The organism is Brucella pseudogrignonensis (genome assembly GCF_031454375.1).
Classification (GTDB): domain Bacteria; phylum Pseudomonadota; class Alphaproteobacteria; order Rhizobiales; family Rhizobiaceae; genus Brucella; species Brucella pseudogrignonensis_A.
This window is the reverse complement of the sequence record NZ_JAVDQT010000001.1, coordinates 725,467-750,563: the sequence shown is the minus strand read 5'-3', so window position 1 is coordinate 750,563 and position 25,097 is coordinate 725,467. Positions and strand designations below refer to the sequence as shown.

The following is a 25,097-nucleotide window of genomic DNA, read 5'->3' as shown; positions in this document are numbered from 1 at the left end:
ACACATGGCTGATAATGTACTTGCCGATAAGATCGGCGAGCTTGGTACTTCGCTTGCCTCCATCAAGGAACAGGTCGGCAATCTCGCGGTAGACTTTACGTCGAAACTTGCTGCAAACGGAGAGGTTTCTGCCGAGCTCAAGGAAAAGACCGATAAGGCTCTGTCTGAACTCGGCGACATGACCACACGCCTTGGCGACCTTGAAAAGCGTGCCGCCCGCGAAAAGGAAGAAGGCGCGAACGAACAGAAGTCGCTTGGCGATCTGGTTATCGACTCTGCAGATTATAAGGCGGGTATGCTGACAGGTTCGTCTCGCGGTTCAATCAAGGTGACGGCAGATCGCGCTGCAATCACTTCGGCCAACACTACAGTGGGCGCTGGACGCAGTCAGGGTACGTCTCTCGTACCGGGTGCACGCGTGCCGGGTATCTTTGGTCTGCCAGAGCGGACTCTGACCATCCGCGATCTTGTGCTTCCGGGCCAGACTTCTTCGAGCTCAATCGAGTATGTGAAGGAAACTGGTTACACGAACAATGCGGCTCCTGTCGCTGAAACGACTGCGAAGCCATATTCGGACCTGACGTTCGACATGACTTCTGCGCCGGTTCGCACGATTGCGCATCTGTTCAAGGCTTCGCGCCAGATCCTCGATGATGCACCGGCACTTCGCTCCTATATCGATGGCCGCGCTCGTTACGGTCTGCGCTTCGCGGAAGAAAATCAGCTGCTTAATGGCTCTGGCACTGGTCAGAACATTCACGGTCTGGTTCCGCAGGCGACCGCATTCAATCCGGCCTTCGCCGCGGAGAATGAAACCGGCATTGACCGACTGCGTCTGGCCATCCTTCAGGTCGTACTCGCCGAGTATCCGGCAACGGCATTTGTTCTCAATCCGATCGATTGGGCGAAGATCGAGCTGACCAAGGATCTTGGTGGAAATTACATCATCGGTAATCCGCAGGGTTCGCTAACTCCAACTCTCTGGAACCTGCCAGTGGTTTCCACACAGGCTATGGCCGCAGGTGAATTCCTCACTGGTGCTTTCAGCTTCGCTGCACAGATATTCGATCGCCTCGATATCGAAGTGCTGCTGTCGAGCGAGAACGTGGATGACTTCGAAAAGAATATGTTCACGATCCGCGCGGAAGAGCGACTGGCGTTCGCCGTCTATCGTCCAGAGTCGTTCGTAACCGGCGACGTCGAAGGCGCTTAATTGGGGTGGGGAGCTTCGGCTCCCCTTTTCCAGATTGGAGAGAACATGACCGATTTTCTAGAAGTCAAAGCCCTGAAGACCTTTGCTCTCGGCAAAGAGCTGAAAACCCGCAAGAGCCCATCTTTCAAAGTTGAAGCGGGCGAAGCTCGACAGTTGGAAGCGCAGGGACTTGTCTCGCTGGACGGCAAGACTGACGTGATTAAGGAAGCGGACGGCGTCGCGCTAGATAATAGCACAAAGCCCAAGCGGAAGGCGAAATCAGATGGCAGTATCGACAAAGACGCGTAAGAGGCGGGTAGCCAGCTACATCGGCGCCGGGGTCGTTATTCCAAATCCTCAGCCCGAACCGGAGCCGGAAGTGCCACCTGAAGGTGGTGGTGATGGCTCTGATTGATCTTGCTGTATTCAAGCGCCACCTACGCGTTTTTCACGACGACGAAGACGACGAGCTGACTCTTTATCTGGTGGCCGCGGAAACTGTGGTCACTGAATACCTCGATCGAGAGGTCGTGGCGGCTGGTCAAACGCCATCACTACCTGATGGCATCGTCGTTAATGACGCTGTTTCAGCTGCAATCTTGCTCGTCGGTGCAGACCTTTACGAAAATCGCGAGCCTGACACGGCATCTAGCGGAGACGCAGTGCTGCCAAGACACGTTCGTGCTCTGCTGTCGGCGTACCGGGTTTGGCGGGAATGAATATTTAGCTCGGCAGAGAGAATGGGCAACCAATATTGGCTTTTGCCCATTTGTTCCAAACACACTCAAACCGATCATGCGGAAAGGCCTGCCGGTCTTTGTAAAATGACGCATCCGCATACAGGAGCTTGGTTCTCAATAGCTCCATCATGAAGTTGAGAAGCAAATGCTTCCTTTTAGTGAGCAAATCGACGACCGGCTTATTTAGATCGGATTCCGCGAATTGGCCGGCTTTGTTCGGCAGATCAAAAATCCTGACGCGTACAAGATGCCTCATGATTGGATCTGGATTCAGTCTCCAGACTGATCCACCCGGATCATCATAAAACGGCTGAGTATGTTGATGATTGTCGATGACTGCTTCGCAGCACGTAAGAATATTGTTGACGATGTCGGAAAATACATCGGTCACTACTGAAGTATGCGTGTTGTTCGGTAAGCTCAGTACAAGATTTGACCATCCATGTTTTCTGACAAGCAGGGAAATTTGAAACTCATCAAAAATTTCGTTCTGTTCTGCAATCATCGATACACGCGCGCGGCTGATTGGCGTTTAAATTCTGCTCTAACCGCGCTTCTCCAGTCTTTGTCGCCATATGATCAGACTCGCTCGTGAGTGTCGAGCGAAGGAGGGAAATATGCCCCACGTCCGCTTCTCAGAAGACTTTGATTGGAAGCCGCTCCCGCAAGTCACGATTGCTTATAAGGCTGGCTGGTCTGGCCTTGTGACTTCGCCTTGCGCAACTGCTGCAATCGAACGAAACAAGGCTGTTCGCCTGAAAACTCCGAGAAAAGGTGAGAAGGATGGCGACACGTAAAGGCGCAGGCGCGCTCAACAACATCGTCGTCTTTCAGCAGCGTGAAGCGGTGAGGGACGAGGGCGGCGGCACTAGCCAGGATTGGGTCGACAAGTTCGAAACGGCCGCTCGTTTGCAGCCCCGCCTCGGCTCCGAAACGGACATCGCCGCTCGTACGCAAGGTATCCAGCCTTATACGCTTGTTGTTCGCAGTGAACCGCAAACACGAGGCGTTACGCCGTCATGGCGCGCGAGAAACAAGCGAACTGGCATTGTTTACGAGATCCAGTCTTGTGCGAACCCCGACGAGGTTAATCAGTACATCGAAATGCGCGCTGTCGTGCAGGGCGGTGGCTGATGGCTATCGGCGCTCGAATTCTGGGGCTTGCTAAACTCGAACAGAAATTCAAACGCTTGCCGAAAGTCGCTCGCGACATGGTTCGTGGTGCGATGGAGCAGGGCGCTGACGATATCGTCGATATGATGAAACGTCGTGTTGCTGAAGACGACGGCGCACTAAGGAAAAGTATCGGTTGGACTTGGGGTAAAGCGCCAAAGGGCAGCATGGTTATCGCAACCGTCGAAGCCAGCCTTGCAGCTGACTGGACGATCACGATCTATGCAGGCAATAAAGAAGCTTATTACGCGCGCTGGATTGAATTCGGTACAGTAGGCTTTGCCAACAAAGGCGTGTTTCCCGGTACGAAGAATCCCGGTCAGGGAAAACAGCCCTTCTTCTACGTTACTTGGCGGGCAAAAGACAAAGAGACGAAGCGGCGTATTCGTCGAGCCATCACCAAAGCAGCGAAAACAGTAGCCGCAGGAGGCTGATGGATGGACCCGGTATGGGAACTTCAAACCGCGATCTATGCGCGGTTATCGCAGAATGCTGCGCTGACAACGCTAATCGGCGTCGACAAGGTTTATGACAATCCTCCCGCCGATCCCAATGGCAATATACCGGCCGCTACCTATCCGTATGTTTCATTTGGCAGCGCCTCATCCTCGGATGACAGCGCCGATTGCGTTGATGCGGTTGACGTCACATTCCAGATTAATTGCTGGTCGTCGTTGCCGAGTCAGAAACAGGTTCGGCAAATCGCTGACGCTGTCACGAAGGCGCTGAAGCGATGGGAGCCGCCACTAGCGGTGAACGCTCTCGTCACCTTCGATTATTGGCGGACTGACTATATCCGCGCTCCCGGCATCAATCAGGCTTCGATCCAATACACGGCCGTCATTGAGACGCCGTAGCCCGCACAGCCGGATTTCACCACTTATTCTCTTATAAGGTCGCCATGGGCGGCCTTTTTTGTTGGAGGCCGAATTGGCTCAAGCAACGACTATCAAGGGCGGCAAATTCCGCGTCCTTATCGGCAACGATGCCGATCCAATTGTATACGAAAACCCATGCGGCTTCACGCAGCGGTCTATTACAATCAACAAGGGCCTCGAAGAGGTAAATGTTCCTGACTGTACCGATACTGACAAAGTCGATTGGGTCGGTCGCGATGCAACCAGCCTTTCGATGAGTATCAGTGGTGAAGGCGTACTTGCCGCTGAAAGCGTCGATGTTTGGCTAGATGCGGTCGACAGTCTCGAATCCATTCCAGTGAAGGTAGAGTGGGAATTTCCTGCAAAAACCATTACTTGGACCGGCTTCATGCATGTTGAAAGCATTGAGGCGGGCGCAACCAATGGCCAGCGCGCGACGCTCAATGTCAGCTTGCAGTCTGACGGTGTCATGGTTCGTACTTCTACACCGGCTACGCCATAATGCGCGACGCGTCGATCGAGCTAACCTGGGCGGATGGTGATTACACCTTCCGCCTTGGATGGGGCGAACTCGAAGCACTCCAGGAGGCCTGCAATTCAGGCCCCTGGATTATCCTTGAACGCCTGATATCGAAGCAGTGTTTCGTCGGCGATATCGCAAATGTCATTCGGCAAGGCCTGATTGGCGGCGATATGAAGCCGACTGATGCAACAAAGCTGGTGCAGCGTTATGTCGAAAAGCGCCCTCCTGCCGAGAACCTTTTGTTTGCTATCGCGATATTACAGGCTGGTATTCAAGGCGTGCCGGAGGAGCCAGTGGGGGAGCAGGGAGCGGCAAGTCAGACGGAGAGCGCATCGACAGCCTTCCCGATGGAAAAATCAGATTTGCCGCAATCTACGGAAACGGTGCAGTTTTAGGTTATACACCGCAAGACGTTCGACGAATGTCGGTGTGGCAGTACATGGCAGCGCTTGACGGTTACATCAAAGCAAACACGCCAGACGAACCTAGTAAGCTTTCGGAATCCGAGAAAGACGATCTTTGGGATTGGATTAAGGCTGGGTGATTAACGAAGCGGGCGTTTCATAATGAGAGGTCCATCTGACTTTTGTTCAGTATACCTCATTACGACCCGGACCGTTCTTGAACGAACTGACGTCTTGCTCGCGCAAGTTACGATAGCGTCTTGCGCAGAAACGGCGAATATTTCTCCAGCCTTACGTACGGGTTGGAACTCGACCGTTAAAATCTGAGTGAGCTCACCTTCACCGTCGTAAGAAACTTCAAAAGTTGCAGAAGCACGACTATAGTCAGTATCTTCGGGTATCTTCCAGCACTTTGTAGCCAAGCCAATAACTGTTTCCGCATCAGAGGCCATTGCGAATGTCGGGAGTATGACAAACGGTGCCACTAATAATCTTTTTAAGTTTTTCATTCTGCTCCCAAGTAGTTCAGGCATCTTGAATAAATAGGAACTTTAGGCGCTGAATCCAAACTTAATTTAAAGCCCCGTTTCGACGGGCCTGACTTGCCGTGTCATGTGGCGATCGCCTATTGCACTCGTAAAGGATACGCCACATCAAGTTTGACCCCGAAGTGTCCGTCGCCGCGCCGTCCTCTTTCCCATCCTCCCAAAATGACTGCGTCTACTGCCGCGGATCTTCCATTTAGGATATTGTGAAAATCAGATGTTACATCTCTGGGAATATAACCTACGGGGCGACTATCTATATCTACACGGATAGCTCGCTTATCGTATTCATTAGTAGGTTCAGGAATTAGCTTCGCTGTGCAGTAATATTCAGCAGATTCGTCGCTTCTTCCAGCGATGTCTTCAAGCGCGCGTTGATAGTGAGATTCCCCTACAACATTAAAGTCATACTCACCGTCGCCTGAAACTGTAATGTTACCCGAAAGAGCGGGTAGACCGTCGTCGTCTTTACTGCTTTTTGCTAAACCCCACACGATGCCAATTAAAACGCCAACGCCAACTAAAAACCAAAGCATAATATCCCCCGAATACGTGATGCATTAGACATGCAAAAACAATTTGGGGTTGTCTAGTTTATTCTAGGTTTAATGCCGGATGAATAGCTTCAATGTGTTCGCTGGGAGGCGTGGATTATTGGTAGCGTCGGGTTAGTGCTTTGTAGGCAGTTTGCCAGTTTTGAGAAAATCAACGCAATCTTGAATTCTTTTTGATGCTAAGCGCTTGTCGCTTGGCGTCTCATCTGGTGGGCCGTTCAGGGCAATTGAATGACAATTGGCAGCGAACTGCTGTCGTTCATCTTTTTGCGCATTCCAAAAATAGTAGCCAACAAACGCGATAATCGCGATGCAGGCTGCACCAATCAATAATTTCATCAGCTTCCCCAAGCTCGCATTCGTGCGGGCTTTTTTCTTATCAGGACATCGTTGACCATGGCAAGAACCGACCTTGAAAGTCTGGTTGTTCAGCTTTCTGCTGACTTCAAGTCGTTTGAAAAAAGCTTGGCGCGTGCCAACGATGTTTCAAACCGTCAGTTTAATGCGATTGAGCGTCGTGCTCGCCAGATGAATAAGAATCTGGACGGCATCTTCACGCGATCATTCAGCGGCTTAACTGCACCGCTTGCCGGACTTGGCGCTGCTCTGGGTGTCGATCAGCTTCGCAAGATGACCGATACGTGGACGGATATGACGTCCCGCGTCAATCTTGCCGCAGGTTCAATCGATAAAGGCACGGAGGTGATGGGGCGTCTCGGTGAGATGGCTCGCCGTACCTATTCCGACCTTTCACAGACTGCTGAAAGCTACCTTTCTAATGCGACCGCTCTTCGTGAGCTCGGTTACAATACTGATGAATCTCTGAACTACACCGAGGCTTTAAATAACGCTCTCGTTGTGTCCGGTGCCAAAGGAGATCGCGCCGCACGAGTGATTGACGCTCTTGCTAAAGCTATGGCGCTTGGAAAACTTCAAGGCGACAACCTCAACACGGTTATTGATTCAGGCGGGCGAGCCGCAGAAGCGCTGGCCGCTGGTCTTGGAACAACTGTTGGTGGGTTACGCAAGCTCGGCGCGGAAGGTAAAATTACAGGCCAAGACATCGTGCGTGGCCTATCGAGCCAGATGGAGAAACTGCGGCAGGAAGCAGCTGACATGCCCGCTACCATCGGCGACGGCTTTACACTTCTGAATAATGCTTTGCTGCAATACGTTGGAAATGCAGACAGTGCTGCTGGCGTCTCGGCGAAAATTTCAGAAGCTCTGGTCATGATTGCTGACAACTTCGACAAGGTAGCCGACAACGGATTAAGACTTGCTGGAGTTATAGCTGGTGCACTGGTTGGGCGATCATTACTTGGTATGATCCATACACTGGGGCTTGGAATAACGGCTCTTGGCCAACTCAGAAAAGCACTTGCTGCGGCCCAGACAATGGGAGGTTTGGCAACTGCATTTGGTGGTTTAGGCGCAGCCGCCGGGCCTGTCGGTATGATTATTGGTGGCGCGGTTGTTTCGTCTCTGATCCTCTACAATAACACCGTGGGGAAGGCCAGTGAAGCATCAGAAGTTTATGCCGCAGCTCTGAAAGAAGTTCAGGACGCAGCAAAAGACACGGGCGATGCAGTCGAAGAAGCAGGCGGAAAGGTCGCCCGCGGACTCCCTGAGAAGCTTGAGGGCGGCATCGCTTTTTCGTTGGAGGAAATAGCACAAGCCACTCAAACCGTTATAGATCAGTTCGATAATCTTCGAAATGTTAGCTTTGAAGGCGTTCCGCAAGATGAAGTCGATAAGGTAAGATTACTTGGCGAACAGTTCCGTTCAGGTGCAATTACTGCGCAAAAGTTAGCATCAGAGCTTGACGGCATCACACGCGCAAACCCTGCTTGGGAATCTTTCACAAGTTCCGTGGAGCTTTTCGTTGGTAAGCTGGTTGAAGCAGAGAAAGCCGCCCGCCTGTTACAGGCGAGGTTGGCGGACACGCGCGCTGACATGGGCCGATCAGCAAAAGATGATGTTGTCCGAGTTGATTTGAATGCAATTTCAGCGGCGAACTACGAAAAAGAAGCTCTCCGCAAGGCATCCTTGAACAAGAAAGAACACGCTCTGGAAATGGAGCGTATTCGCGTTCGGAATGATGCGATCAAGGATGGAACGAAGTTAACAGAAGAAGCTATCGACCGCATCGCGAAAGCCAACCTTGCAGCACAGGAAAGCCGAACAGCGGAAGGCAAAAAGCCGAAGAAAGAAAAAAAGACACCGGCTGATAAATTCGACACAACAGTTCAGGATGCTAACGACCGCACCGCAGCACTCGTCGCCGAAACAGAAGCGCTTCGCCAGATCAACCCGCTAATTGATGATTACGGCTTTGCAGCTGAGAAGGCACGCACCGAGCAGGAACTGTTAAACGCGGCTCAAAAGGCTGGCATTGCCATAACTCCAGAGCTTCGTTCGCAGATTGCTCAGACTGCTCAGCAGTGGGCGCTCGCAACTGCCGAAGCGAATAAGCTCAACGAAGCACAGGGCGAGCTAAGGCAAAAGTCTCAAGAATGGCGAAGCACGGAGCTGGACGCGTTCAAGGGGCTTGTTACTGACCTGTCATCTGGAAAAGACGCTGTTGAAGCCCTGACCGATGCTGTTCAAAAGCTGATCGATAAGTTGCTGGACATGACGTTGAACAACTTGTTTGACGGTCTGTTCGGCAAGTCGGGCAGTCTGTTTGGTGGATTTATGGGGTTCAAAGATGGTGGGCTGCCAAAGTTTGCCAACGGAACACCATCGCGACCAGGTCCCGGCCTCATTCGGGGGCGTGGTACCGGCAGAAGCGACAGCATCCTTGCGAGAGTATCGAACCGAGAGTTCATCACTAACGCTCGTTCAACAGCCAAGTATCGCGGGCTTCTGGAAGCCATCAATAAAGATAATTTGCCTGCATTTGCCAATGGTACACCGAGTTTACGAGCACCTTCAATGCCGACTTTGCAGACACCGCAAAGAACAAGCGCAGCTGTACCAATGCGTGTGGATGTTGTGACACGGTTCGAAAATGACGGCAACTTCCATTCGTATGTTGAGAACGTGTCTCAAAGCACAAGTTCGCGCACTGTTAAAGCATACGACAAATCAGGCCCGATGCGCTTTGCGCGGGATAGTAAACAGGCGAACCGGAGAGGGTTGGTGCGATGATCGATCTCCTCTCAACGGTCCGATTTGTCCCGTCATATCCGCAGCTGATTATTCCAACCAGTCAGACAAAGTTCGGCGGTCGAGTTCTCTCGACCGTTGAATATGCTGATCGGTATCGCACCGTGGACATGGAAACACTGCCGATGAAGGCCAGTGAGGCCGTTCAGCTTCAAGCATTCATCGCAGCTGCACAGGGCGGAATGGAAACGATTGTCTATCGTCCGAAACATATCTGCATTCCTCGCGCTTATTGGGGCGATCCCAACAACCCGCGCATCACCGGTACCGCATCACGCGGGACGGTGACAGGTGGCTATACGGTTCAATTGACCGGTGTCGTTCCCGGCTTGCAATTGATGGATGGCGATATGTTCTCGCTCAAGAGCGGTGACTATCGGCAGTTCTTGCAGATAGCTTTTGGCGGCGGCGCAATAGCTGTTAGCACTCAGATGGCTGTGAAGGTCGATCAGCCGATCGCGTCTTACATCGCAACTGGAGCAACGGCACGGTTCAAACAGCCGGAAATGAACACGCGGTTGGTTAAAGACAGCTTCCAGATGACGAAAGGGCCGCGACCTACCGCGACCTTCCAGCTTATTGAGGTGCCGAAGTAGCTGGTTTTGTAGCTTTAAAAATGAATGGAACGCGAATTTTCCCGGTAATCGAGGTTTTATAAGGCTGGCATGTTTTGACTGCGCGCATGCCTGCCAGACCGATTACATAATTCGTCAGGGTTCCAGTTTTTACCAGCTCAACATCGCCTACTTTCCCACCTTCAAGTAATCGAAACTGGATGACGGCTTCACCGGACTCATTGAGTGGCAATCGAAAGCATCTTTTCACTTGCTGGGCGAGTGACCACTGTTCCTCATGGCTTGGCTTTTGATTTGCAAGCACGGCGTTTGGGATGACGGCGATAGTTAAGGCGATAAGACTGGTTAATCGCTTCATTGAATACCCCCTAAAGTTCTTCGCGTTCGACGCACTTTAATCATTTGTTGCAGAAAGAATAGGCTTCATGGCTTTCCCAACTCGTCTACAGCAATTGCTGGAGGAGGGGCGCATTGTTGTGCGCTCCCTTGGTGATTTCCACTTCGGAACCGGCTTCTGGTACATGTGGAACGGGTCTTCTAATCTCACATGGAACGGCAATACCTATATCCCGAACCAGCTTCTCTCGATTGAGGAACCGCCGTACCAGATGGGTGCGGAAGCTTTGCCGATCACTATAACCATGCCGACAGCGGCGGATTACGGTGTAACGCCTGATAAGCTCGCTCAGATCGAAAGCATTGATTATAAGGGACGCACGGTCATTCTGTACGATGCATATTTCGATCCTGATACCCGTGAACTTCTTCATGTCGAGCCGATGTATCGGGGATATATCGACACGGTTGATCACGTCATTGACGGCGGCGAAATGGTTCTCAAAGCCAATGTGGAAACGTCAGCACTGGAAAACCACCGAGACGGCTATCGCACTGCCTCACACGAAGATCAGCAGCTTATCTCACCGGGCGACAAGTTCTTTGAATACGCCTCGACCGTGAAGCGTGAGAACTTCTACATCACGCCTTATCAATAAGCACTCCTGACAGTAAGGACCGCCATGCACCAGCAATGGGAAAAACGCCTCGTGGCTGTCACGGAGGCGCACATAAACACGCCTCTGGTTTGGGGGAAGTCTGACTGTCTCCTGACCGCCTGTGACGCGATAGAATCCATGACTAGCATTGATCCAGCTGCGGATATTCGCGGGAAGTACAAGAGCAAGGCCGGTGCTTATCGCCTGATTAAACAGCGTGGCTATGACAGCCTTGGTGCGGTGCTGGCTGATCGGTTCGCAGAAATCCCGGTCGCAATGGCTGGACGTGGTGATGTTGGCATTTACCAGAACACGGTCGGTTACTTCTGTGAATACGGCTTCGCTGTGAAAGGTGAGGACGGTTTGCGCTTCCTGCCACGCATGATGGCTGAGCGAGCTTTCAAGGTTTCCTGATGCTTTACATTCTGGCGATTTTATTCGCGCTTCTGGCTTCGCCAGCGGCGGCGGACCCTGTTTCTATTGTGACAGGCATTGTTGGCTTTGGCTCCTGGCTGTTTGGCGGTACGGTTCTTGCGAACATTGTTCTGGGCGGATTGGCGGTCGCAGCTAAGTATGCCTTGGGCACAATCTTCCAGCAGAAGCCAAAATCACAAGCATCTGCGACCGAAGTTAAATACGGCGAAAACCTCGTGCGTGAGGTCGGTCTGGGCGTATTCGGGACGATGGGCCATCACGTCTATCGAAATGCGTTCGACAAGGGCAATCACATTGTCCAGGACGTATTCAAGCTGTCTGACTTCCGTTGTCTTGAGCTTCTGCGCGTTCAGATGGACGGCGAGTGGAAATCTCTTTCACCAGATCAGCAAGGCGACGAGGGCCGCATCTACGGTCAGCGTATTCTTGGCGTGAAGGACGGCGGTCAGTGCTTTGTGCGCTTTTATCAGGGTACGCTCGATCAGACTGCTGATCCTGCATTGATTGCCTATGCCAATCCGGCAGGTCGTTGGACTTCAGCGCATCGTGGCGCTGGCATGTGCTATGCAATTGTCACGACGATGACGGACGTGGATAATCTTACATCTGTTCCGAGCCTCATGTTCGAAGTGCGTGGCGCACCGCTATATGATCCGCGTAAAGATAGCTCGGTCGGCGGCTTTGGTTCACATCGTTGGAATGACCAAAGCACGTGGGAGTTCAGCAACAACAATGCCGTGATGATGTATAATCTGGAACGCGGCTTGTTTAACGGCACTGAAAAGATTATCGGTCGCGGAGTGGCTGCAAGCCTTCTGCCTTTGTCTGAATGGTTCACCGCGATGAATATCTGCGATGAAACCATGCCAGACGGCAGCAAGCGTTATACGGCTGCTCTGATTGCGTCATCTGGTGATGGCGTTACCCACGAAACCAATATGACGCCTTTGCGTGAAGCGTGCGCCGGTTCGTGGATTGAAGCCGTATCAGGTGAATACCCGCTCGTTGGTGCAAATCAGGCTATTGTTGCGACAATCACTGACGATGACATTGCTTGGGAAAAGTCTTTCCAGCTTTCGTTCTCACGCACCCGCACGGAGTTGGTGAACACGGTCGCGGCTTCATATGTAAGCCCCGATCTGTTTTATGAGACCACGTCACTGACAACCCGCATTGATGCGCTGGCGCTTGCGCAGGATCGTGAACGCCTTGCATCCAAGGTGGATTATACTGCTGTTACTGATCATCGCGTTGGTGACCGTCTTGCGGATATTGCTATTCGTGCATCGCGCTATCAGGCCAATGGCAGCTTCACAATTCATCCGAAATTCCTTTCGCTTCAGGTCGGGCAGTGGGTGCAATGGCAGTCTGATCGCTATAACCGCACGGTCAAGTTTCAGATCCAGTCCAAGTCTCTCGGCGCGATGGGCAGTGACAGCGTTCGCGATGTTTCGATCTCGTGGCAGGAAGTGGGAGACGGCATCTTTGACCCCACGGCTTACGAAACAAATCCACCAATTCCGATCCCAAACGGTCAACCGGAGTATCAGGCGCAACTCTCAAACTTCAACGCCATCCCGAATAAGGTCATTGGAGATGATGGTCAGGAACACCCCGGCATTCGTCTGTTCTGGGACGAAATCACTGATACGACCATTGAAGGCGTCGAAATCCAGTATTGGCCGGAGAATGACCCGTTGCAGATATTCACGGCTTATGTGCCGCGTGATGTGACTGTTTTCCAGATCGTCAACGGACTAACCAGCAAATCAGAATGGAACGTTCGTTATCGCATCAGAGTGGCGGCAGGAACGCGGCCTGTTAATTGGTCGTCGCCCGTTCTGGTTCTCACACAAGAAACGTCAGGTGATGACAGCCCGGTCGATTACGGGCAGTTGGATGACGGCTTGAAAGGCCTCGTCAATTACATGACAGAAGATAAGCGTGAACTTATCCGCCAAGGACAAGAGAACGCTCTGGCGTCCGCTAATGGCCTGTTTGGGGCATATGCAAATGTGCAGGCGGTGCGTCGTGAACTCACCAGCACGTTCGGGAATGCCAGAGCCTCGTGGAAAGAAGACATTTTCGTTGCCACAGGCCCGAATAGCGCGATTGGCCAACAGCTTACGCAGATCAATGTAAGCCTTGGCACAAAAGCCGATGCGAGCACTGTCACGTTATTGCAGAGCCGAGTTGATGGTGTTGAAGGCGATATGACCGCTATTTCCAATGCTTTGACAGAGGTCAACGCATCGGTTGATGGAGAGGTCGCTAATGCCACTTGGCGCATGACGGCAACGGCTGGCAGTGGTGGGTCGTCAGTCAAGATTTCTGCTTTTGCCCGTTTAGGTAGCGGTGATGGTTGGAAAGAAGCTGGCTGGTTCGTCAACGTCACGCCGACAGATAGCCAGTTTGTCGTTGTTTCCAATCAATTTGCAATCGCTCGGCCTAATGGACAAGGAGGATACACTTACCCATTCGTCACCCAGAATGATGAAGTTTACATGCAGAGTGTTCGCCTCGGCACTTTGAGGTTCGACCGTCTATTGTCCAACAATGACAAGCTCGAACTTCGAGGAGATGGGAATAATTCGTTCATCAGGATTTTTGTCTAATGGTCTATCTCGTCTATGGCTGGGTCGGCGGTAAAGGGCCGATAATGAAAGTCATGAAGAACAACTCTGACGACTTTCTCACTGTTCCAAACAATCAATATGAAAAGTTTTTCTTCAACAGTGAGAACGACAAACTTTCATACATTTGGGATGATTGGTTTTTCACAAACGTAACTTTTGCCAATTATCCACCGTCAACTAGCGGAAACAAGAACACTTATATTCTGGAAGGAACAAGCCTTAATAATTGCAAGTGGGGCATTCAGTCATGGCAGATAACGAACAATAACAGATTTTTGGAGCCAATTGGTTTAATTGGACGTTTTTTTAATGGGCCTTATGTTCCGTTCTCCGATAGCCGTTACATTAACGATGACGGATGGTCGCGACTTGTAAGACTTTCTGCGCCACAAAATCTCTCGCAAGGGGCCGTGTCTTTTTCGATGGTCAGCGGTGATTTTTTAGCGCAGGTGTCAGGCTACACTGGTGCACCACATTTGATGACCGTAAATCAGATCAGCACGAATTTTAATTATTCGGGTTGGGCTATAAGGTTAGGATCTGGTTCCGGCCCGGCATCTGATGATCTGCCACCCGATACAAGTCGCGTGGTTACAATGATTTGGGACTTGCCGAGCGGGCCTGAACCAATGTCATCACCAAACGGGGGCGCTGTCACTGGTGATGTGGCCATGGATATCTCGAACACGCGCGCGGTATTGGCTAGAAAGACCTGTAAAGTCTCCAGCAATGATCAGCGTCATATGATCTTTGACAGTGACTGGTCGCCAGTTAAGTGTGTGATGTTTGGAGAGACAGGAAACATCAATCCCGGAACTGAACTGTTCATACCGAATACGACAGATTTTCCATTAAATGAGAATATGTTGTTGGATGCCTTTTTTAAGTCAGACAATCAGGGTGTTTTCCAAAGACCGCCGAACTATGCGCGTGAAATTGGAACAAGCGCAAATTGTCAGGTTGATTACAAGGTTGAACCGGGCGGAATTAGATTAAGGTGTAACGGTACCTTTGGGTTTGCACTTCGATACATGCTTTATAGCGCTGGACCCGATGATTACACCACTGGCGGAAGCCGTGTAATGCGTGAACTGCCTAATGGTCACATTCAGTTTAAAAGACCGGGATCAAGCGATGTAGCTCCGAATTATAACGATATACTTCTGGATACGCGTATCCCAACGGTTCAGATCTTGGATGAGGCTTGGGTTCCTCTTTCCAGCTTTTCACACGGCAACACGCATCGAATACCGTATGACGATAGAAACGGTTCGATGTTCATATTTCCCAAAATTATCACTGATTTTGGCAACATCAGACGTTCGGGAATGGACTTCGGATACTTGCGATCGGTCACTGTCAGTGGCGTCCAGATTACCGTGAAAGATCGAAGCATTCAAAGCTGCTTAACATCGATTCAGAACGGGTACGTTGATGCCACCGTCAACACCACTAGAGCAGAGAATGACGGATCGGCGCTGAATGGCCCAACCGGCATCAGGTATTACATTCTGGGCGTCCCTAAGTGAAATTTCACTAATAGCAGCAACGCTCTAACTTTCCAAACTTCGGAGAATAACCATGGCAGTCCTCTCGGATTATACGAGCGGAACGATTTCGCTTGCGCAGGGTTCGGTTACGGTAACCGGTACAGGTACGCTTTTCGAAGTCACCCGCTTTCGTGAAGGCGACACGCTTCAAATCCAAAACCTGACCGCAGTAATCGCGAGCGTGGACAGCGATACTTCGTTGACACTCACAGAGCCGTGGACAGGAGCGACCATCGTTGACGGGCCATATCGTGCTCGACAGCTGGGCGATATTTCCCGGTATCCTACACAGGCCGCAACCATCATTGATCTTCTCGGCAACGGTGTTCTTACGAACATAGCTGACATACCTGTTGAAGAAGGGAAGCTGCTGCGCGGTAATGCTGCGGGTCAATATGAGGCTGTAGCAGAGGATGAAATCGGCATCCAAGATCCGAACGACAGTCTGGCAAAGCTGGCGGCGCTTACGTTGGCGGCTCGGCAGATATTGCAGACGGACGAGAATGGCGCGCTTAAGACGCTGGCATTGGTGGCAAACAAGTTTTTGCGCACAGATGCGAATGGTGATCTGGCCTTAAGCGATCTTGGTGCCGCGGCAATTGCTCTCTTAAATCTCTCTGGAGCCGCCGCTGCAAACAAGCTTCCTTATCTATCAAGCACTACAGCGGCTTCTCTCTCGGATTTTACGGCAGCAGCTCGTACACTTCTAAATCTTATTGGAACAGCTGGTGCAGATCAGATGCCCTATCTAACAGGAGCATCTGCGGCTGGGTTGACGCCTTTGACGGCATTTGCCCGGTCGTTCCTAGACGACACTACCGGCGCAGCCGTATATGCGACGTTGGGTGCAACACAATCCTTGGGTGAAAACGGGTACCATCGTTTCCCGAACGGTCTTATTATCCAATGGGGAAGAAACTACGGAACATCCGATAGATCAATACCTCTCCCAATGACTTTTCCTAATGCTGCATACGCTAAGGGGGCAACCGCTGAATTGGCTTTCACAGGAAGCTCAACTCTAGTTGTCACTGTCGATAGTGCAACAAATTTGAACAACATAATTGTCAGAGTGAGAAACGTATCAAACGGTGGAACGGTGGCTGCTTCCGGTGACTGCGTTGTCTCATGGTATGCGATAGGAAGATAACAGATGAAAAAGTTCGCTGTTTTTGATTTAGAGGGATTTCCATTGGCTTTCTATGCCGAGGACGTGCATGGATCGCGGACATTGCCTGTTTATGGCGAAGCTTCGGAACCTTCAGACGACAATCCCAACTATGATCTGCCTATTATCGGTGAAAAGGACAACCCAGATTGCTTGATACCCTTCGATGCAATTGAAATTTCCGACGACGATTGGCGTGTGTTCATTAATAATGCTGGTTATCGTAAATGGGATGGCTCAAAGGTAGTTGAATACACGCCGCCAACTCCTGATCCGCTCACCCCGGAAGAACTACGAGCACAGATGCCGCCACTGTCCCGCCGTCAGATTTGGTTAGGTGCTCACAGCCTCGGCATGTCGAAAGATGATGTAAAAGCAAATACTGACGACCCGGAAATCCTCATTGAAATTGAGGAGGCTACCGAGTTTCATCGCACTTATGAGAGCGTCGTCATGATGTCGAGCGTCATGGGAATTACGCCTGAGCAGCTTGACGATGTTTGGATGTGGTGGGCTTCGGCTTAATCGCACATAAAACCTGACCGACCGCACCGCCCTTGAGGCGGTTTTTCATGCCGAAAAAGAAGATTAGAGGCTTCCTCGGGTGATTGATCCAATTACCACCAATCCGACGATCACAAGTAAGCTCACGCCCAACGCGATAGCTTCTAAATCTTCCAAGTAAGGATGATACATTTAAGCCCCGCATCTCCCTAAAAAAACTCTCCCGACGCTATAGACGCCCGCCCAGTGAGCGTCGGGTGCATCGCTGGTAAGGGGAGGGAACACCTCAGCAATGCTTGTTGAAGCAGTTAGGGCGATTAAAGGAAATGACAAGGCAACAAAAAACCCCAGACGCTGACGGGCTGTTCTGGGGCTGCGTTTGGACAGAGTTGCGGGCTGTCTTCACGCTCAAAGTGAGCTAGCGCAAAAGTTGAAAAAGAAAAGCCCAGCAAAAGAGGGCAGGACGTGTCTCTGTCCAACGTTCTTGACGAGTGCTGCTTACCAGCGACGTCGTCTTGGCGCAAAATAAAGCAACAATAACGTAGCGATGATGGGTACTGCTACGCCAACAACGTATTCGCCCATGTGTGTAGAAAAGAACTGTACTAACTGCGCCATGCCACCCCGTGTTGAAATTTGCCCCAACGAAATATTCCCCTCTCGTCGGGGCTATAGCAAAGCGATGAGTAAGCTCATCGCAAAGCCACATTGCATTTATAGCTATGCAATCTAAAAAGAAAACCCCGACTCAGGGGTGGATGAGCCGGGGTTATGCGAGTCTTCCAGTTGCGTCGTTAAGGTTGACCCGCAATGTAGAATAATCACTTTGGTAACCACCAAAGAAGAGTGCATGCGAGAGCCTTTGCCAGTACAGCCACTGCAATGAGCAATCCATGATCTGAAAACGTGAAATTGAAAACTGTCATCTGTGATTGTGCTCCGACCAGATCATAAAGCCAATCAGCGCAAGCAATGCGGTTGTCATAAATCCAATGAACCAACCCATAGCATTTCCTCCACGTACTAAACGCGCTAGCGGGAAAAAAAGGTTCAATTTGCTTCTTAAAATAGAAAACCCCGGAAAGGTGCGGGTGCACTCCGGGGTTTTGCACCAAGGCAACTATGACGGGCGGCCTTAAGTGCGTCTTATGTATTACAGAAGATGCTAAAAAAGAAAAGCCCCAGCGAGAGGGATCAAGCTAGGGCGGCACCAAAGCTTTTTTTGGACGACTTTGAATGCGTCAGTTCTATTACCGAACGGTCCCAAAAATGGAAAGCCCCGGATGGAGGGGTGTCACATCCGAGGCTGCGTGAAGACATTCGCACAACATACCCACGCAACCAGAAAACTAGTGTGGTACACGAAAAAGAAAAGCCTTGTCATAGCCCCCACCATGACAAGGCTGCGCGCGGACAAGGATTGTAGCATGTCTGGCGCCTCTGCAATCTAGCCGAGTATCCTGAAAAGAAAAGCCCCGGGCGACTGGTGGTCGATATGTGCCGGGGCTATGCCGCTAGGATTGTCACACCTCACCTGCGCCAGAAAATTGAAACACAGATAGTCACCAAAATAAAGCCCCGGGCGCTTGCGGACGCTACCGGGCCGAGCTTTTCTGAAACGGGGGCTTCATTTGCTCTCATCTACTATCTCACAAAAATAGGAAATCACAAACGAAAACCCCGGCGATGGGGCCGGGGCTGTAGTTTAGCGCTGTAAAATACGTCGGTGGTTCATGTAATACCTTATCTCTTTCCAGCCTAGCTTAACTATCACGCATGAGAACGTAGCAAGGATGCCTGCTTCAAATATCAGAAACCAAATCATGATGCGCCTTCAAGCCTGAACTAGGCCGCCCCCTGATTTCTTGCCCTTCATCCAAGGTAGTGCCACTACTGGTTCTTCGAGAATTCCCTTTTTTTTCGCAAAGCCACGAATAGCGCTTTCAGCTACTTCCACTGGTTTAATGCCGTCGTGACTGTCGCAGCACGCTTTCCAGACAGTTTCGTATATGAGGCAACGGTCGTATTCCGGCCAATCATAAAGAAAATCTAACGCGTCTCCGACGCTTGCAATTTCCCGAACAAGGTAGGGGCCGTCCTTCACAAAAACAGGACTGTCAAACAAACGGTCGCTCATCGAAACCTCCATTTGATCGAACGTTAAATGTTGGAATGACGGCTTCGATTTAGTAACCATCCTACGGATTTCAAGATACTGACAATCAAAAAGTAGCAAAACACAATGGCACGACGCATCAACGCGGCGGGGCTTTCGCTTATCTAATTTAAGGACAATCAAATGAACAAAACAACGTTCTTCGCGTATGCGAGGCGCGCGCCTTTTGGCGGCCGCTTGAGCCAGGCTCAGGTCGATGGCACGTCGGCTATCTTGGCCGAAGCCGAGCGCCGTAATCTGCCCGACGAACAGATCGCGTATATCCTCGCGACTGTCTTTCATGAGACGGGCGGCAAGATGCAGCCGGTTGTTGAGGATCTTAACTATTCGTCTGCTGCGCGCATCAGGCAGGTTTGGCCAACGCGGTTCCCAACTGTTGCCAGCGCACAACCATACGTTCGCCAGCCTCAAAAGCTTGCAAATAAGGTCTACGGCGGCCGGATGGGTAACGACAGCGTTAACGACGGCTGGACCTATCGCGGACGAGGCTTGCCTCAGATTACTGGCGAGGAAAACTATAAGAAGTTCGGCATTGCTGACGTGCCAGAGAAGGCGCTGGAGCTGGCTACTGCTATCCGCATCCTCTTTGAAGGCATGGTGCTGGGCAAGTTCACGGGCCGTAAGCTCACGGATTATTTTGGCAAGGGCAAAGCAGATCCTGAAGGCGCGCGTGTCATCGTCAACGGCACCGACAAGGCCACGCTGATCGCTGGTTATTATCGCAACTTCCTCGACAGTCTGATTGCTGCGCGCGAAATGAAGGCCGCTGCTCCTGATGACGCTAAGCCTGACGACGTGCCTCTGCTCAAGGATAAAACTGTGCAGACCATTGTCGCAGCTGGTGGAGGAACGTTCCTGACCGGCCTTATCAGCGCCGTTTCGAATCCGTGGGCATTCCTGACTGTTGCGCTTGTGCTCGTCGCCATCGGTGGCGGGTTCTGGCTCTGGCATACAGGCAGGCTTGAGCTGAAGAGGGTGGCGGCGTGACTTGGTTTGCAACCATAAAGGCACGCATGACAGGCTACGCCGTGGCAATCGCTGCGGCGCTGGCCGTCCTTGTCAGTGCATATATGAAAGGCCGATCTGACAGCAAAACGGCTCAGACCGCGCGCGACGCACAATCCGCAACCAAAGCACGGAAGATAGAAAATGAAGTCAGCCGTCTTGATGACAGCGCTGTTGACGCTCGGCTTGCTAAGTGGATGCGCGACAAGCGGTAATTATTGCGATGTGGCGCGAGCGATCTATGCCAGCCACGACGACACGTCAGAAACAAAGCGCCAGATCCTGGCCGAGAATGAGAAAATGGAAAAGCTGTGCCGGGTACGGCCGTGAGGGATGCTGAAATGAACGAATTGATGGGTAATGATAAATGACTGGCACTGAAATCATGGGCGTTGTCGGCTTCATCGTGATGCTGTTTGGCTTTTTGTTTGGCCTTTGGAAATACATCGAAGGCCATATCAAGACTGTGCGCTCGGAATGCGGAGCCAAAGCCGAAGCAGCCACAGCGCTTGCCGCACTGACGCGGCAGGAGTTGTCAGATTATAAGCTGCGGGCGGCCGAAACATTCGCCACAAAGGCCGGGATGCAGGAACAGACCTCACAGATCATGCGCGCCATCGAAAGCGTTGCAAACCGCATCGATGGACTCACCGAGCGCATGGATCGTGTGTTTGAGCAGAAGACTACGCGGGCGAGGTCGTAATAGTTAGCTTTAAGCCATAGCCTCCAGGACTTTAGGCCCTACATCTTCTCCTAGAACCGATTGGTGTTCTGGGAGATACATCATGCAACATAGAATTCACGAGAATATGGAAGTAATCGGCGCTGACGGCGTCCACATTGGAACGGTTGATCATCTTGAAGGTGACCGTATCAAGCTTAAGAAAACCGATAACTCGGCGTCCCATAAAGATCATCACCATTATATCGATATTGGATTTGTTGCTGATATTGAAAGCGATAAGCAGGTTCGACTTTCTGCGAATGCAGATGTTGCCGTTACACTGGAAGAAGAAGAATCTGGCAAGCCTGTCGATCTCTAGTTATTTTATCATATTTGGTAGTTTTAGAGCGGTCTTCGGGCCGCTCTTAATCATTTCTAAGCCGCGGCTGAAGCACTATCGCTATGAGCGGGCGATCTATTAGGCTTTGAGAATGGCTTTTTCTTAGGTTTAGGCAGTAATCCTTCGCGTTGTGCTTTCTTTTTAGCATCCTTTTTCGCTCTGCCGATTGCTGCTTCTTTCTCTCTAATACGCCGCTCAGATGGCTTTTCGAATGACCGACGGGCTTTCAATTCCCGGAATATGCCTTCGCGCTGCATTTTCTTTTTGAGAACGCGGAGCGCCTGATCAATGTTGTTATCTCTGACAAGAACTTGCAATTGGATCTCCCTTAATTTTAAGCATTTTGATCGCGTGCAATGCGAGCCGCCCTCAATCGGAGGGTTTTTTCATTTTTTAAACTCTGCTCGTGGCTAAGGATCGCCTTCGCGCTTCGATCTGTTGCGGCCTTCTGGACTTCCATTCGCGAAAGAGTTGGCTTGAAAAGTGTATCTTTAGTGTGCTCTTTAATCATCGTTACTCTCTCGTAATTAAAGCTAATCTATCGTGCACGGCTAGTTGAGCAGCCGCCACCGCTCCGTCGCAATACATTTGACAGCTTTGACCACTCTTTGGGCAAGGATTTGGGGAGATTATGCAAGTGTGGAGCAACTGCTAAAGAATTCAGATCTTCGCGGCCAGACGTGTTACTATTTGTGGAGTTGTCGTTTCCGGTTTCCAAAACTCTCTCCTTAGAAAAACTCCGTATTAAAAAATCGAATTAAAAAAGGCCGAGCGTGCACTCGACCTTTCAAGAGCATTCATCTCATTCATCGCCAGTACATCCGTGGTCGACGAATAGAAAAACGCAGCATTATGCAGCCTGAAGATTACAAGCCGACGTTTTGCCCGACTTCCGGTCCTGTTCGAGATCGTAGGTTAATTTTTGCCCTTCATTAAGGGAAAATAAACCTGAACGCTCAACAGCTGAGATATGAACGAATGTATCTGGTCCGCCATTATCAGGCTGAATGAAGCCAAAGCCTTTTGTGGAGTTAAACCATTTAACTGTTCCGGTGTTCATGATGAACCCTTTCGTCGAATTAATAATAACGACACGCTAGCGCGTGACGAAAAGTGATACGAATTTTAAAAAGGGGGTTCGATCAGCGCACGGTGCTAAAAGTGCAATAAGCAAAACTCATCAAGAAAATATCGATTAATAATTCATAAACAGTTTTATTATTTTTGTCAAATTATTTTTATTTTTGTACTTAAAATCGAAACTCTTGATATCGTTTTTACAGATATTTTTTTGAGAATTATTTTGATAATTATAACACCAGAACCTTTAAAACGGTCAGCCAGCCGACATGCTTTTTCAGTCCGCGAACTAGGGAGTTTCTGGCACTATTTTGGCGCAAATCTATTGACGCACCTTTCACTTCCACCACAATGACAAATTGTGGGCCACCAACCAGCAAACCATCCAACACGAGGAGACTGTATGTCTGAACAGGCACAGCGCGCGGGTGCGCCAATTTTTACACCGGGGCCGTGGGCCGTAGGATACAACCATTATGATGTCGGCGTGAAGGATAACGCCAAGACAGGCGGATATACAAAGCTATTTGATGTGCGTGGCTGGGGTTATTTGACCGGGACTGGCCATGGTGGGCTTGGCCTTAAGGAAGATGAAGCAATTGCCATTCAGAATGCAAACGCTTGCCTCGCAGCCGCAGCTCCAGAGCTTTATGAAGCTTTGGAATATGCATTGAATGAAGTCAGCGCTGAAAAATATTTACGTGATAATAGGCATCTTTTGACACTGTGCCGTGCCGCCCTAGCCAAGGCCAGAGGTGCCGCATGAGCAAGACTTTTGCAGTAGCTGACCTTCATGGACGCTATGACTTGTTGTTGGCAGCAATCGAGCGCATCGAGCAAAGCAGCCACTCCGGCGGCACCATTGTCTTTACAGGCGATTACGTTGACCGTGGGCCACAAAGCGCGCAGATCATTGAACGGCTGATGAAGGGCCCGGATGATCCACAGCGCTGGAAGTGGGTATGCTTGCAGGGCAATCACGAAGAAATCATGTTGACTTGCCTTCTCGCTACTGGACTTGCAGTTTCATATTGGATGCCGAACGGTGGCGGTGCGACGCTTCTGTCGTATGGAGCAAAGGACGGCGGATCTATCTCCGATGCGCTCACGCTTGTTCCACAGGCGCACATCGACTGGCTCAAATCCTTGCCTCTCATCCACGTCGATGAGCATCGCGTATTCGTTCATGCTGGTGTTGACGAGGCAATCCCGCTTGATGAGCAGACGCCGCAGACCATGCAATGGATGCTGTATCCGGATGGGTATGCAGGCGGACACAGCGAGCGGCACGTTGTTCATGGCCATCATCAGTTTGAGGATGGCCCGTTGCTGTTTGCAGGACGCACCGACCTCGACACCTTCGCTTGGTATACCGGCCGTCTCGTGATCGGCGTGTTCGACGACAGCAAGGCAGGCGGTCCGGTTTCAACGATAGAAATCAAAGGCCCTTCGATCTATGGGCTTCGAGGACACTAAATGCTTTCAAAACAAGAACTAGCCCGTCGTGTTGCTGCGTATCAGCAGCACGGCACGATAACGAAGGCTGCTGTAGCTTGCGGCGTCAAGAAGTCTGCATTTCACGACAGCATTAAGCGCGCGGCTGAACTGGGCCTGATGGGTCCGAAGGAAACACTACCCGGCTATGCAATCAAAAGCCTGACCGAGACGCCTAACGGCACATACATGCGCCAGACGAAAGAGGCTGGCCCTGTTTATGAAGCCACTGCTGGTCTGGCGGTTAAAGGCAAGACGACGCTCGTTAACAGCGAAGGCCGCATCGTCACTCAGCACATCATGGAGCGTGCGGACGCCGACCAACAGCGTGCAGCAATCACAGCAATGGTTGAAGCGCTTAAAGAAGACCTGCCCCGCGTATCTATCATGCCGGCGCCACAGGGCTGTCGCGCGGATTTGCTTAATCAGTTCACGATCACTGACAACCATTTCGGCATGATGTCGTGGCACGAAGAGACTGGCAGCGATTACGATCTGCGGATTGCCGAGCAGCTATTGCTCGATTGGTTCTCTGCTGCCGTGGCGCAGGCCCCCGACGCTCACACGGCCATTCTGGCGCAGCTCGGCGACCTGATGCACCACGATGCGCTTGAAAGCGTCACACCTGCCCACAAGCATGTTCTGGATGCGGATAGCAGACTTCAGAAAGTCATTCGCATTGTGATCCGCACGATCCGCCGCATTATTGACATGCTGTTGCAGAAGCATGAGCGCGTTCATGTTGTTATGGCTTCGGGCAACCACGACCCAGCCTCATCAGCATGGCTGCGCGAAATGCTCGCCGTTATGTACGAGAACGAGCCTCGCATCACCGTCGATAATTCACCCAGCCTCTATTACGCCTTCGAGTGGGGTAGCACGATGCTTGCCTATCATCATGGGCATAAGCGTGGTGTCGCAAATATCGAGGGCACGATTGCCGGAATGTTCCGCAGCATGTTTGGCCGCTCGCAACAAGCCTACGTGCATATCGGACACAGACACAGCGATGACGCCAGAAAAGGCACGCTGATGTATGTCGAGCAGCATGAAACGCTCGCTGCGCCAGATGCCTATGCCGCTGGGGGCGGCTGGCTGTCAGGTCGATCAGCTAAACGGATAACCTATAGCAAGCAGTTCGGTGAAGTCGGTCGCGATATTCTCCGGCCAGAGATGGTCGCGGGGAAATACGCGGCTGCGAACGACAATTCAGTGAGTGAGAGGAGGGCCGCTTAACC

32 protein-coding genes are annotated in these 25,097 nt (G+C 51.2%); 25 read left to right on the top strand and 7 right to left on the bottom strand.

The features are described from left to right. Window positions 1-4: 4 nt before the first annotated feature. Genes J2782_RS03660 through J2782_RS03645 form a run of 4 tightly spaced genes read left to right on the top strand, consistent with a single transcriptional unit; the run spans window position 5 to window position 1,911 of the window. A complete protein-coding gene (locus J2782_RS03660; protein ID WP_094544629.1) occupies window positions 5-1,213 on the top strand; it encodes a phage major capsid protein in 1,209 nt (402 codons plus the stop codon). Between the two features lie 45 nt (window positions 1,214-1,258). Next, window positions 1,259-1,501 (top strand): hypothetical protein, encoded by a 243-nt coding sequence (locus tag J2782_RS03655; protein ID WP_310010217.1) that lies wholly within the window; start codon window positions 1,259-1,261, stop codon window positions 1,499-1,501. Beyond that, window positions 1,476-1,607 (top strand): hypothetical protein, encoded by a 132-nt coding sequence (locus J2782_RS03650; protein ID WP_268900948.1) that lies wholly within the window; start codon window positions 1,476-1,478, stop codon window positions 1,605-1,607. Before J2782_RS03655 ends, J2782_RS03650 begins: the two co-directional genes overlap by 26 nt. Continuing rightward, a complete protein-coding gene (locus J2782_RS03645) occupies window positions 1,594-1,911 on the top strand; it encodes a head-tail connector protein (RefSeq protein ID WP_310010216.1) in 318 nt (105 codons plus the stop codon). The genes J2782_RS03650 and J2782_RS03645 overlap by 14 nt, the downstream gene beginning before the upstream one ends. A gap of 4 nt (window positions 1,912-1,915) precedes the next feature. Here J2782_RS03645 and J2782_RS03640 read toward each other — a convergent pair whose 3' ends face one another. Next, window positions 1,916-2,437, bottom strand: coding sequence for a hypothetical protein (locus tag J2782_RS03640; RefSeq protein WP_310010215.1), 522 nt, complete (start codon window positions 2,435-2,437; stop codon window positions 1,916-1,918). A 112-nt stretch (window positions 2,438-2,549) separates the two neighbouring features. Here J2782_RS03640 and J2782_RS03635 point away from each other — a divergent pair, with 112 nt between their 5' ends. The 6 genes from J2782_RS03635 to J2782_RS03610 all read left to right on the top strand — a co-directional run bounded on the left by J2782_RS03635 (window position 2,550) and on the right by J2782_RS03610 (window position 4,901). After that, window positions 2,550-2,729 (top strand): hypothetical protein, encoded by a 180-nt coding sequence (locus J2782_RS03635; RefSeq protein WP_310010214.1) that lies wholly within the window; start codon window positions 2,550-2,552, stop codon window positions 2,727-2,729. After that, window positions 2,716-3,066 carry a head-tail adaptor protein gene (locus J2782_RS03630; RefSeq protein ID WP_310010213.1) on the top strand — a complete coding sequence of 117 codons (351 nt, stop codon included), beginning with the start codon at window positions 2,716-2,718 and terminating at the stop codon, window positions 3,064-3,066. Before J2782_RS03635 ends, J2782_RS03630 begins: the two co-directional genes overlap by 14 nt. Next, a complete protein-coding gene (locus tag J2782_RS03625; protein WP_310010212.1) occupies window positions 3,066-3,539 on the top strand; it encodes an HK97-gp10 family putative phage morphogenesis protein in 474 nt (157 codons plus the stop codon). Before J2782_RS03630 ends, J2782_RS03625 begins: the two co-directional genes overlap by 1 nt. A gap of 3 nt (window positions 3,540-3,542) precedes the next feature. Then, window positions 3,543-3,962, top strand: coding sequence for a DUF3168 domain-containing protein (locus J2782_RS03620; RefSeq protein WP_310010211.1), 420 nt, complete (start codon window positions 3,543-3,545; stop codon window positions 3,960-3,962). A gap of 73 nt (window positions 3,963-4,035) precedes the next feature. Further along, complete coding sequence (locus J2782_RS03615; protein ID WP_310010210.1) at window positions 4,036-4,485, top strand: phage tail tube protein; 450 nt, start codon at window positions 4,036-4,038, stop codon at window positions 4,483-4,485. Further along, window positions 4,485-4,901: a gene transfer agent family protein gene (locus J2782_RS03610; protein ID WP_310010209.1), complete on the top strand. Its 417-nt coding sequence runs from the start codon at window positions 4,485-4,487 to the stop codon at window positions 4,899-4,901. Before J2782_RS03615 ends, J2782_RS03610 begins: the two co-directional genes overlap by 1 nt. A 634-nt stretch (window positions 4,902-5,535) precedes the next feature. Here the strand turns inward: J2782_RS03610 and J2782_RS03605 are convergent. Then, complete coding sequence (locus J2782_RS03605; RefSeq protein WP_310010207.1) at window positions 5,536-5,991, bottom strand: HIRAN domain-containing protein; 456 nt, start codon at window positions 5,989-5,991, stop codon at window positions 5,536-5,538. Between the two features lie 132 nt (window positions 5,992-6,123). Further along, window positions 6,124-6,348 (bottom strand): hypothetical protein, encoded by a 225-nt coding sequence (locus J2782_RS03600; RefSeq protein WP_310010206.1) that lies wholly within the window; start codon window positions 6,346-6,348, stop codon window positions 6,124-6,126. Between the two features lie 57 nt (window positions 6,349-6,405). On the opposite strand from J2782_RS03600, the gene J2782_RS03595 reads away from it, so the two are divergent. Beyond that, on the top strand, window positions 6,406-9,159 hold the full coding sequence (locus J2782_RS03595) for a tape measure protein (protein WP_310010205.1): 2,754 nt from the start codon (window positions 6,406-6,408) through the stop codon (window positions 9,157-9,159). After that, complete coding sequence (locus J2782_RS03590) at window positions 9,156-9,773, top strand: hypothetical protein (protein WP_310010203.1); 618 nt, start codon at window positions 9,156-9,158, stop codon at window positions 9,771-9,773. The genes J2782_RS03595 and J2782_RS03590 overlap by 4 nt, the downstream gene beginning before the upstream one ends. Here the strand turns inward: J2782_RS03590 and J2782_RS03585 are convergent. Then, the gene (locus J2782_RS03585) at window positions 9,754-10,110 is read right to left on the bottom strand and encodes a hypothetical protein (RefSeq protein WP_310010201.1); all 357 of its coding nucleotides are present in this window, start codon (window positions 10,108-10,110) and stop codon (window positions 9,754-9,756) included. The genes J2782_RS03590 and J2782_RS03585 overlap by 20 nt on opposite strands. Before the next feature lie 67 nt (window positions 10,111-10,177). On the opposite strand from J2782_RS03585, the gene J2782_RS03580 reads away from it, so the two are divergent. The 6 genes from J2782_RS03580 to J2782_RS03555 are packed head-to-tail and all read left to right on the top strand — an operon-like array spanning window position 10,178 to window position 17,061. Beyond that, entirely contained in the window at window positions 10,178-10,747 is a 570-nt protein-coding gene (locus tag J2782_RS03580) for a hypothetical protein (protein ID WP_310010199.1), read from the top strand. A 24-nt stretch (window positions 10,748-10,771) separates the two neighbouring features. Next, complete coding sequence (locus J2782_RS03575) at window positions 10,772-11,161, top strand: DUF6950 family protein (protein WP_404989589.1); 390 nt, start codon at window positions 10,772-10,774, stop codon at window positions 11,159-11,161. Next, the gene (locus tag J2782_RS03570) at window positions 11,161-13,797 is read left to right on the top strand and encodes a phage tail protein (RefSeq protein ID WP_310010195.1); all 2,637 of its coding nucleotides are present in this window, start codon (window positions 11,161-11,163) and stop codon (window positions 13,795-13,797) included. Before J2782_RS03575 ends, J2782_RS03570 begins: the two co-directional genes overlap by 1 nt. Then, window positions 13,797-15,347, top strand: a complete 1,551-nt coding sequence (locus J2782_RS03565) for a hypothetical protein (protein WP_310010193.1) — start codon at window positions 13,797-13,799, stop codon at window positions 15,345-15,347. Before J2782_RS03570 ends, J2782_RS03565 begins: the two co-directional genes overlap by 1 nt. A gap of 52 nt (window positions 15,348-15,399) precedes the next feature. Then, window positions 15,400-16,518, top strand: a complete 1,119-nt coding sequence (locus J2782_RS03560) for a gp53-like domain-containing protein (protein WP_310010191.1) — start codon at window positions 15,400-15,402, stop codon at window positions 16,516-16,518. Between the two features lie 3 nt (window positions 16,519-16,521). Further along, the gene (locus J2782_RS03555) at window positions 16,522-17,061 is read left to right on the top strand and encodes a hypothetical protein (protein ID WP_310010189.1); all 540 of its coding nucleotides are present in this window, start codon (window positions 16,522-16,524) and stop codon (window positions 17,059-17,061) included. A 1,813-nt stretch (window positions 17,062-18,874) separates the two neighbouring features. Here the strand turns inward: J2782_RS03555 and J2782_RS03550 are convergent. Further along, window positions 18,875-19,177, bottom strand: coding sequence for a DUF982 domain-containing protein (locus J2782_RS03550; RefSeq protein ID WP_310010188.1), 303 nt, complete (start codon window positions 19,175-19,177; stop codon window positions 18,875-18,877). 162 nt (window positions 19,178-19,339) lie between these two features. On the opposite strand from J2782_RS03550, the gene J2782_RS03545 reads away from it, so the two are divergent. From J2782_RS03545 to J2782_RS03530, 4 genes are all read left to right on the top strand, one after another. Then, window positions 19,340-20,203 (top strand): chitinase, encoded by an 864-nt coding sequence (locus J2782_RS03545; protein WP_310010187.1) that lies wholly within the window; start codon window positions 19,340-19,342, stop codon window positions 20,201-20,203. Then, window positions 20,200-20,436 (top strand): hypothetical protein, encoded by a 237-nt coding sequence (locus tag J2782_RS03540; RefSeq protein ID WP_310010186.1) that lies wholly within the window; start codon window positions 20,200-20,202, stop codon window positions 20,434-20,436. Before J2782_RS03545 ends, J2782_RS03540 begins: the two co-directional genes overlap by 4 nt. A gap of 152 nt (window positions 20,437-20,588) precedes the next feature. Then, entirely contained in the window at window positions 20,589-20,924 is a 336-nt protein-coding gene (locus J2782_RS03535) for a hypothetical protein (protein ID WP_310010184.1), read from the top strand. Window positions 20,925-21,006: 82 nt separating this feature from the next. Then, window positions 21,007-21,264, top strand: coding sequence for a DUF2171 domain-containing protein (locus tag J2782_RS03530; protein WP_310010182.1), 258 nt, complete (start codon window positions 21,007-21,009; stop codon window positions 21,262-21,264). A gap of 56 nt (window positions 21,265-21,320) precedes the next feature. Here the strand turns inward: J2782_RS03530 and rpsU are convergent, their stop codons facing one another. Next, window positions 21,321-21,602 (bottom strand): 30S ribosomal protein S21, encoded by a 282-nt coding sequence (gene rpsU / locus J2782_RS03525; protein ID WP_310010181.1) that lies wholly within the window; start codon window positions 21,600-21,602, stop codon window positions 21,321-21,323. A 533-nt stretch (window positions 21,603-22,135) separates the two neighbouring features. Beyond that, the gene (locus tag J2782_RS03520) at window positions 22,136-22,345 is read right to left on the bottom strand and encodes a cold-shock protein (protein WP_310010179.1); all 210 of its coding nucleotides are present in this window, start codon (window positions 22,343-22,345) and stop codon (window positions 22,136-22,138) included. A 423-nt stretch (window positions 22,346-22,768) separates the two neighbouring features. On the opposite strand from J2782_RS03520, the gene J2782_RS03515 reads away from it, so the two are divergent. Genes J2782_RS03515 through J2782_RS03505 form a run of 3 tightly spaced genes read left to right on the top strand, consistent with a single transcriptional unit; the run spans window position 22,769 to window position 25,095 of the window. Beyond that, on the top strand, window positions 22,769-23,131 hold the full coding sequence (locus tag J2782_RS03515) for a hypothetical protein (protein ID WP_310010177.1): 363 nt from the start codon (window positions 22,769-22,771) through the stop codon (window positions 23,129-23,131). Then, window positions 23,128-23,841: a metallophosphoesterase gene (locus tag J2782_RS03510; protein WP_310010176.1), complete on the top strand. Its 714-nt coding sequence runs from the start codon at window positions 23,128-23,130 to the stop codon at window positions 23,839-23,841. The genes J2782_RS03515 and J2782_RS03510 overlap by 4 nt, the downstream gene beginning before the upstream one ends. Next, window positions 23,842-25,095, top strand: a complete 1,254-nt coding sequence (locus tag J2782_RS03505) for an oxidoreductase (RefSeq protein ID WP_310010174.1) — start codon at window positions 23,842-23,844, stop codon at window positions 25,093-25,095. Window positions 25,096-25,097 lie beyond the last annotated feature (2 nt).

Coding starts and splice junctions, on each gene's coding strand:
- J2782_RS03660 (WP_094544629.1), top strand. CDS start 5: ATGGCTGATAATGTACTTGCCGATAAGATCGGCGAGCTTGGTACTTCG.
- J2782_RS03655 (WP_310010217.1), top strand. CDS start 1,259: ATGACCGATTTTCTAGAAGTCAAAGCCCTGAAGACCTTTGCTCTCGGC.
- J2782_RS03650 (WP_268900948.1), top strand. CDS start 1,476: ATGGCAGTATCGACAAAGACGCGTAAGAGGCGGGTAGCCAGCTACATC.
- J2782_RS03645 (WP_310010216.1), top strand. CDS start 1,594: ATGGCTCTGATTGATCTTGCTGTATTCAAGCGCCACCTACGCGTTTTT.
- J2782_RS03640 (WP_310010215.1), bottom strand. CDS start 2,437: ATGATTGCAGAACAGAACGAAATTTTTGATGAGTTTCAAATTTCCCTG.
- J2782_RS03635 (WP_310010214.1), top strand. CDS start 2,550: ATGCCCCACGTCCGCTTCTCAGAAGACTTTGATTGGAAGCCGCTCCCG.
- J2782_RS03630 (WP_310010213.1), top strand. CDS start 2,716: ATGGCGACACGTAAAGGCGCAGGCGCGCTCAACAACATCGTCGTCTTT.
- J2782_RS03625 (WP_310010212.1), top strand. CDS start 3,066: ATGGCTATCGGCGCTCGAATTCTGGGGCTTGCTAAACTCGAACAGAAA.
- J2782_RS03620 (WP_310010211.1), top strand. CDS start 3,543: ATGGACCCGGTATGGGAACTTCAAACCGCGATCTATGCGCGGTTATCG.
- J2782_RS03610 (WP_310010209.1), top strand. CDS start 4,485: ATGCGCGACGCGTCGATCGAGCTAACCTGGGCGGATGGTGATTACACC.
- J2782_RS03605 (WP_310010207.1), bottom strand. CDS start 5,991: ATGCTTTGGTTTTTAGTTGGCGTTGGCGTTTTAATTGGCATCGTGTGG.
- J2782_RS03600 (WP_310010206.1), bottom strand. CDS start 6,348: ATGAAATTATTGATTGGTGCAGCCTGCATCGCGATTATCGCGTTTGTT.
- J2782_RS03595 (WP_310010205.1), top strand. CDS start 6,406: ATGGCAAGAACCGACCTTGAAAGTCTGGTTGTTCAGCTTTCTGCTGAC.
- J2782_RS03590 (WP_310010203.1), top strand. CDS start 9,156: ATGATCGATCTCCTCTCAACGGTCCGATTTGTCCCGTCATATCCGCAG.
- J2782_RS03585 (WP_310010201.1), bottom strand. CDS start 10,110: ATGAAGCGATTAACCAGTCTTATCGCCTTAACTATCGCCGTCATCCCA.
- J2782_RS03580 (WP_310010199.1), top strand. CDS start 10,178: ATGGCTTTCCCAACTCGTCTACAGCAATTGCTGGAGGAGGGGCGCATT.
- J2782_RS03575 (WP_404989589.1), top strand. CDS start 10,772: ATGCACCAGCAATGGGAAAAACGCCTCGTGGCTGTCACGGAGGCGCAC.
- J2782_RS03570 (WP_310010195.1), top strand. CDS start 11,161: ATGCTTTACATTCTGGCGATTTTATTCGCGCTTCTGGCTTCGCCAGCG.
- J2782_RS03565 (WP_310010193.1), top strand. CDS start 13,797: ATGGTCTATCTCGTCTATGGCTGGGTCGGCGGTAAAGGGCCGATAATG.
- J2782_RS03560 (WP_310010191.1), top strand. CDS start 15,400: ATGGCAGTCCTCTCGGATTATACGAGCGGAACGATTTCGCTTGCGCAG.
- J2782_RS03555 (WP_310010189.1), top strand. CDS start 16,522: ATGAAAAAGTTCGCTGTTTTTGATTTAGAGGGATTTCCATTGGCTTTC.
- J2782_RS03550 (WP_310010188.1), bottom strand. CDS start 19,177: ATGAGCGACCGTTTGTTTGACAGTCCTGTTTTTGTGAAGGACGGCCCC.
- J2782_RS03545 (WP_310010187.1), top strand. CDS start 19,340: ATGAACAAAACAACGTTCTTCGCGTATGCGAGGCGCGCGCCTTTTGGC.
- J2782_RS03535 (WP_310010184.1), top strand. CDS start 20,589: ATGACTGGCACTGAAATCATGGGCGTTGTCGGCTTCATCGTGATGCTG.
- J2782_RS03530 (WP_310010182.1), top strand. CDS start 21,007: ATGCAACATAGAATTCACGAGAATATGGAAGTAATCGGCGCTGACGGC.
- J2782_RS03520 (WP_310010179.1), bottom strand. CDS start 22,345: ATGAACACCGGAACAGTTAAATGGTTTAACTCCACAAAAGGCTTTGGC.
- J2782_RS03515 (WP_310010177.1), top strand. CDS start 22,769: ATGTCTGAACAGGCACAGCGCGCGGGTGCGCCAATTTTTACACCGGGG.
- J2782_RS03510 (WP_310010176.1), top strand. CDS start 23,128: ATGAGCAAGACTTTTGCAGTAGCTGACCTTCATGGACGCTATGACTTG.
- J2782_RS03505 (WP_310010174.1), top strand. CDS start 23,842: ATGCTTTCAAAACAAGAACTAGCCCGTCGTGTTGCTGCGTATCAGCAG.